The 360-nt window shown below is 76.4% G+C and carries 1 protein-coding gene; it reads left to right on the forward strand.

From position 1 onward, the window contains the following. Positions 1 to 360: hypothetical protein (locus I53_RS26740; RefSeq protein ID WP_043356610.1), on the forward strand; the 360-nt coding region annotated here is incomplete at both ends.

Below are 360 nucleotides of genomic sequence, written 5' to 3' on the forward strand. Positions count from 1 at the left end.
CCTCGTCGGCGCGGTCGCGGAGGGCGTGCTCGACCACGCCCGGATCGGCGGCATCGCCGCCGCGATCCAGCACGCCGTCCGGGCGGAGCCGTCGATCGAGGCCTACGTGGTCGCCCTCTGGGACGCCCTGGTTCGCCCCGCGGAGGCCGGGATCCGGCTCCCGGGCCTCGACACCGCCACCCTCGTCCAGGGGGGCGCCTCGCCGCGCGGCGTCGCCTTCCTGGTGCGCGCCGCCCGGGTGCGGGCGTGGCTGGAGGGGCGCGACTGGCTGGTGCCGGAGGATGTGCGGGCGGTCTTCACCGAGGTGATGGCCCACCGCGTCTTCCTCGAACCCGTCCACGAATTGCAGCGCGGCGCGAT

It is taken from the genome of Methylobacterium sp. B1 (assembly GCF_000333255.1).
Taxonomy (GTDB): domain Bacteria; phylum Pseudomonadota; class Alphaproteobacteria; order Rhizobiales; family Beijerinckiaceae; genus Methylobacterium; species Methylobacterium fujisawaense.